Consider the following 6,178-nt stretch of genomic DNA (forward strand, 5'->3'; position numbering starts at 1 on the left):
AGAGAACACTAGGAAGCTAGCCACAGGTTGCTCAAAGCACTGCTTTGAGATTGTAGATAAGACTAACGAAGTCAGTCACATATATAATCCAAGGTGAAGCTGACGTGGTTTGAAGAGATTTTAAAAGAGTATAAGCTAGAAATACAGTATTATTTAAAATAGTCGATCATCCTACGGATAAACAATAAAGACTCATCTCTCTTATAAAACAATGAAAACGCAGATTGATATCATCCTAAAACAAGTAACAAAGGGAAAAATAGTGTTTTGCCCCAAAAATGCCCCAAAACAAACAAAAAAGCCTGTCACACAAGCTCAAATGCTTGATATGACAGGCTTTTTAAAGACTAATTATTTAACAGCGTCTTTAAGAGCTTTACCAGCTTTGAATGCTGGAACTTTAGAAGCTGCAATTGTGATTTCTTTACCAGTTTGTGGGTTGCGACCTTTACGTGCAGCACGCTCACGAACTTCAAAGTTACCAAAACCGATCAATTGAACTTTTTCACCAGCTGCAAGGTAGTCAGCTACTGCTGCAAATACAGCATCAACTGCTGCTGCTGAATCTTTCTTAGTCAATTCTGTAGCTTCTGCTACTTTAGCGATCAAATCTTGTTTGTTTGCCATGTTAATGATTCCTCCAAATTAATTTCTAATTAACAAATATAATCATATCCTAAAATCCCTTATAGGTCAAGTTAAAAAAGCTGTTTATTCGCATTTTCTTTATTTTTTTAGGAATGGTAACGTACCAAAATAGCCCACGCATTCTCACCTGTATGAGTCTGAATAATAGAACCGGTTTCTAAAACAGAAATTGGTTTTTCAACATAGGCTTGTAAACTTTCTTTCATCTCTTTTGCCCAGTCAGCATTACCAGAATATGAAATTCCAATCTCTGCTACAGAACGTTCAGAGAGAGATGTTGTCAACTCATCTAACCATTTTTTAAAGGTTTTAGCTCCACGACCTTTAACAATTGGCTGCAATTCATGGTCTTTCATTTGCATGACAACACGGATATTGAGAAGTGAGCTCAACAATCCAGTTACACGGCCAATTCGTCCACCTTTTACTAGATTTTCTAGAGTAGAAACACCAATATAGAGCTCCGTATGTTTTTTTACCTCTTCAACGTGAGATAAAATTTCCGCCATATCTTTGCCTTCTTGTGCTAATTTCGCAGCCTCAACAACTTGGAATTTCAAGGCTTGGTCAGTAAAGGAACTATCGATAACTGTCACGTCGGCAGTAGATAGGCTGGCACCTTGGCGTGCTGCTTCTACAGTCCCCGAAAGAGCATGGGACATATGAATAGCAAGAATCTGGCTACCATCTTTGCATAGGTCCTCAAAAACTTCAGCGAAGACACCTACAGGTGGTTGACTTGTTTTAGGAAGATTCTTACTTTCTTGCATCAACTGAAGAAATTTACCTTCTTCTTTCAAATCCGCATCAGAATAAACAACATTATCAATCATTACAGATAATGGAACAATTGTAATATCTAATTGTTTTACTAGTTCTGGTTCAATAGTAACAGATGAATCGGTTACAATCTTAATTTTTGTCATAGTATCAATCTTTCTATTTTAGGATTCAGATTGGTTTTCTTACTTTTAATTATATCAAAAAAAGATTAAAAATCCTAATGGAGTCAATCAAATTTTCCGTAAAAATTTGATATAATCAACTTATAAGAAAAGAGGTGTCCTATGATTAAAAAAATTTACCCCATTTTAACCATTTTACTAGGTGCTGCTATTTATGCTTTTGGCCTGACTTATTTTGTAGTTCCCCATCATCTCTTTGAAGGAGGGGCGACAGGTATTACCCTCATCACCTTTTATCTTTTTAAAATCCCTGTTTCCCTCATGAACCTGCTGATTAATATTCCCCTTTTCATCCTAGCTTGGAAAATATTTGGAGCAAAATCTCTCTATTCTAGTTTGCTTGGAACCTTAGCTTTGTCAGCTTGGTTGGCTTTTTTTGAGCGTATTCCCCTTCATATTGATCTTCAAGGTGATTTACTGATTACTGCACTTATAGCGGGAATTCTATTGGGAATTGGTCTTGGAATTATCTTTAATGCTGGAGGTACAACGGGCGGAACTGATATTCTAGCTCGTATTCTCAATAAATACACTCATATATCCATGGGGAAACTGCTCTTTATCTTAGATTTTTGTATTCTCATGCTCATTCTCCTAATCTTCAAGGACTTGAGATTGGTTTCCTACACGCTCTTATTTGATTTTATCGTTTCTCGTGTCATTGATTTGATTGGCGAAGGTGGCTATGCTGGTAAAGGTTTTATGATTATCACAAAACGTCCCGACCAACTTGCTAAAGCAATTAATGATGACCTAGGAAGAGGCGTTACTTTTATTTCTGGTCAAGGCTACTATAGTAAAGAAAATTTGAAAATCATTTACTGTATTGTCGGTAGAAATGAGATTGTGAAAATGAAGGAAATGATTCATCGAATCGATCCTCAAGCCTTTATAACCATTACAGAAGCCCATGAAATCCTTGGAGAAGGATTCACCTTTGAAAAAGAATAAAAAGAGGTAGTGTAGTGACCTCAAAAGTTAGACTTATTCATCTATCTTTTGGGTTACAAACAGCCTCTTTTTTAATTACCCAAACTCTTAAGACCAATTCCGAGCTACTTCTTCATCAGCCCTTAACTGATCCACTAATTGGTCAACTGAGTCAAATTTGCTCATATCTCGAATGCGATCAAGCCAATAAACCATGACGGTTTCCCCATAAATATCTTGATTAAAATCAAAAATATTGACTTCAAAACGTGCTTCTTCTCCATCAAAGGTCACATTTTTCCCGACACTAGCCATAGCACGATACTTCTGTCTTTGAATCTCAACATCAACGACATAAACGCCATCTGCTGGCATATAAGTACGATCTAAAAGCACCAAATTAGCTGTTGGATAACCAATCGTACGACCACGAGCATTGCCATGAACCACCATACCTCTTGATGGAAGCGGTGCCCCCAAAAGTTCTCCTGCTTCTTTTACATTTCCATCTAAAATAGCTTGACGGATACGAGTTGAACTAATCTTTCCTTTCTCATCTTCTACAGGTGGAACGATAATGACTTCTCCATCAAAGTAATCCTTTAAGTCTTCTGCCGTTTTTTGGTCAGAACCAAATGTATAATCAAAACCTGCAACAATAATTTTGGCATTCATAGCCTTGATATAAGTTGCAAAAAATTCTTCTGCCGTGAGACTAGCGAATTGACTACTAAAATCAAGGAGATATAATTCTTCTACGCCTTCACGCTTTAATTTCCTCTCACGTTCAGCAGGGTTCAAAATATGTAAAAACAGATCAGGATGATAAGGCTCTAAAGCGATCTTTGGAGATTCATTAAAGGTCATAACGACGATAGGCAATAAATCCTTTCTCGCAGCCTTATTGGCAACACGAAATAATTCTTGATGCCCCTTGTGTATACCATCAAAATAGCCGAGAACAACGACTGAATCAGATGGTGTACCAATATCTTTTTGGTTTTTTATAGGAATAGTAATAATCATAAAATAATTATATCATAGCGATAGCTATTTCTGGAACAGAAAATCTGAAATGTCGTTTTTTTCACCTGAAATAGCCATTTTTGCAAAAGGAGTAGCATGCAAATATATATTGACTCTGATATACTAGAATTACAAAAAAGGTGAACGATTAACATCATAAGCCATTCCCAATTTATTCTTATCGTATCACAATTCATCATCATCCTTGAGTGAAGAACTGATAGTTGAATAGCCTGCACTAATATCGCAAAAGCCAGCGTTTTCTGACGCTGGCTTTTAAACTGTGAAAAACTTTTCTAAACTAGATTGCTTCTGTGACAAAACTACGGCTTTCCAGTACTTTGAGCATGGCGTTAGCTGTATCTAAGGCTGTAAAGAGGGGCACCCCGTGTTCAATGGCTGAACGGCGAATTTGCTCACCATCTTCGTCTGCAGTTCGTTTGGTTCCTACTGTGTTAATGATAGCTTGAATTCTTCCTTTGCGTACAAAACTTGGAATATCCTTATCGTCATCACCAATCTTACCAACAGGTTGGGCTTGCAATCCATGACTGGCAAAGAAGGCTGCTGTCCCTTCTGTCGCGAGGATTCCATAGCCAATATTTTGGAAACGATGAGCCAAGTCCAAGGCTTCTTCTTTGGCATCATCAGCGATGGTAAATACAACGTTACCAAAGGTTGGCAAGTGTAAGTAAGAAGCTTCAAAGGCCTTATATAGAGCTTTTTCCAAAGTCGTATCAGAACCCATAACTTCCCCTGTTGACTTCATTTCAGGACCAAGTAAGCTGTCTACCTTAGCTAGTTTGGTAAAGGAGAAGACAGGTGCCTTGATATGAACGCGGGTGCTTTCAGGGTAAAGTCCATCTTGGTAGCCAAGTTCTTCAAGTTTTTGACCAAGAATGAGCTTGGTTGCTACTTGAGCCATAGGGATATTGGTCACTTTAGAAAGAAATGGAACCGTACGGCTGGCACGTGGATTGACCTCAATAACATAGACTTTTTCATCCTTGATAACAAACTGGATGTTCATCATTCCAAGGCAGTTAAGACCGATTGCTAGGCGTTTAGTATAGTCTGCGATTGTTTCTTGTACCTTTTGCGACAAGGTTTGTGGTGGGTAAACGGCCATTGAGTCACCTGAGTGGACACCAGCACGTTCGATATGCTCCATGATACCAGGGATGAGTACATTTTTACCATCTGAAATGGCATCAACTTCGCACTCTTGTCCAACGATATAAGAGTCTACAAGGACTGGATGGTCAGGACTAGCCTTAACCGCTGTACGCATGTAAGAACGAAGATCTTCTTCATTTTCTACGATTTCCATAGCACGTCCACCTAAAACATAAGATGGGCGAACTAAGACTGGGAAGCCAATCTTGCGAGCTGCAAGCACTGCTTCTTCTTCATTGGTAGCCGTTTGTCCTGGTGGCTGTGGAATACCCAGGTCTTTTAGAGCTTGCTCGAAGAGATCACGGTCTTCGGCACGGTCCAAGTCAGCTACTTGCGTACCAAGGATGGTCACACCTGCTTTTGCCAATGGCTCCGCAAGGTTGATAGCTGTTTGACCACCAAACTGAACGATAACCCCTTTTGGTTGCTCCAAGTCAATGACGTTCATAACATCTTCGAATGTCAATGGCTCAAAGTAAAGCTTGTCTGATACAGAGAAGTCTGTTGAAACGGTCTCTGGGTTTGAGTTCATGATGATAGCTTCATAACCAGCTGCCTGGATAGCCTTAACAGAGTGAACGGTTGCATAGTCAAACTCAACCCCTTGCCCGATACGGATTGGACCTGAACCTAGGACTAGGACAGATTCCTTATCAGACTTGATAGACTCATTTTCCCATCCATAGGTTGAATAGAAATATGGTGTTTCAGAGTCAAACTCTGCCGCACAAGTATCTACCATCTTATAAACTGGAACAATCTTGTTTTCCAAACGAAACTGACGAACTTGGTCTGCAGTCGTTTCCCAGAGTTCAGCAATCTTACGATCTGAGAATCCATTAAGTTTGGCAGTCTTCAAAACTTCTAAATCTTGTGGATGGGCACCTAATTCTTGCTCAATTTCAAAGATATGCAAGAGTTTATCAAGATAAAAGATATCGATTTTTGTAAGCTCTGCAATTTCTTCTGGTGTGTAGCCACGACGAATTGCTTCTGATACGTAGAAGAGACGGTCATCTTGGGCTTTGACTACTTTTTCAATCAAGTCATCATCTGAAACACTGGCAAGTTCAGGCATTTCATTGTGGTGCACCCCAATTTCAAGGGAGCGACAGGCCTTAAGGAGAGATTCTTCGATGTTTCGACCGATTGCCATGACTTCTCCTGTCGCCTTCATCTGTGTTCCAAGACGGCGCTCACCTTTTTCAAACTTGTCAAATGGGAAACGTGGAATTTTCGCAACAACGTAGTCGAGGGCTGGCTCAAACATGGCATAGGTTGAACCTGTGACTGGATTAATAACCTCATCCAAGGTCAAACCGACGGCAATCTTAGCAGCCAATTTGGCAATTGGGTAACCTGTCGCCTTAGAAGCAAGGGCTGACGAACGCGATACACGAGGGTTTACTTCGATGACATAGTACTTGAAGCTG

At 39.5% G+C, this 6,178-nt stretch carries 5 protein-coding genes; 1 reads left to right on the forward strand and 4 read right to left on the reverse strand.

What is annotated here, in order from left to right; genetic code table 11:
* Positions 1 to 351: 351 nt before the first annotated feature.
* Together QZ359_RS08095 and QZ359_RS08100 are read right to left on the reverse strand one after the other, a co-directional pair.
* Positions 352 to 627 (reverse strand): HU family DNA-binding protein, encoded by a 276-nt coding sequence (locus tag QZ359_RS08095; protein ID WP_001284633.1) that lies wholly within the window; start codon positions 625 to 627, stop codon positions 352 to 354.
* Positions 628 to 734: 107 nt separating this feature from the next.
* Positions 735 to 1,574: a DegV family protein gene (locus tag QZ359_RS08100; protein ID WP_261029303.1), complete on the reverse strand. Its 840-nt coding sequence runs from the start codon at positions 1,572 to 1,574 to the stop codon at positions 735 to 737.
* A gap of 141 nt (positions 1,575 to 1,715) precedes the next feature.
* On the opposite strand from QZ359_RS08100, the gene QZ359_RS08105 reads away from it, so the two are divergent.
* A complete protein-coding gene (locus QZ359_RS08105) occupies positions 1,716 to 2,564 on the forward strand; it encodes a YitT family protein (RefSeq protein ID WP_000592063.1) in 849 nt (282 codons plus the stop codon).
* A gap of 87 nt (positions 2,565 to 2,651) precedes the next feature.
* On the opposite strand, the gene QZ359_RS08110 is transcribed toward QZ359_RS08105, so the two are convergent.
* Together QZ359_RS08110 and carB are read right to left on the reverse strand one after the other, a co-directional pair.
* Entirely contained in the window at positions 2,652 to 3,569 is a 918-nt protein-coding gene (locus tag QZ359_RS08110; protein ID WP_000587438.1) for a bifunctional riboflavin kinase/FAD synthetase, read from the reverse strand.
* A gap of 301 nt (positions 3,570 to 3,870) precedes the next feature.
* Positions 3,871 to 6,178 (reverse strand): carbamoyl-phosphate synthase large subunit (gene carB, locus QZ359_RS08115; RefSeq protein WP_293965377.1); only part of this gene is annotated, 2,308 nt, incomplete at its 5' end.

The organism is Streptococcus sp., from assembly GCF_019414905.1.
In the GTDB taxonomy this organism is placed as follows: domain Bacteria; phylum Bacillota; class Bacilli; order Lactobacillales; family Streptococcaceae; genus Streptococcus.

Coding starts and splice junctions, on each gene's coding strand:
- QZ359_RS08095 (WP_001284633.1), bottom strand. CDS start 627: ATGGCAAACAAACAAGATTTGATCGCTAAAGTAGCAGAAGCTACAGAA.
- QZ359_RS08110 (WP_000587438.1), bottom strand. CDS start 3,569: ATGATTATTACTATTCCTATAAAAAACCAAAAAGATATTGGTACACCA.
- QZ359_RS08105 (WP_000592063.1), top strand. CDS start 1,716: ATGATTAAAAAAATTTACCCCATTTTAACCATTTTACTAGGTGCTGCT.
- QZ359_RS08100 (WP_261029303.1), bottom strand. CDS start 1,574: ATGACAAAAATTAAGATTGTAACCGATTCATCTGTTACTATTGAACCA.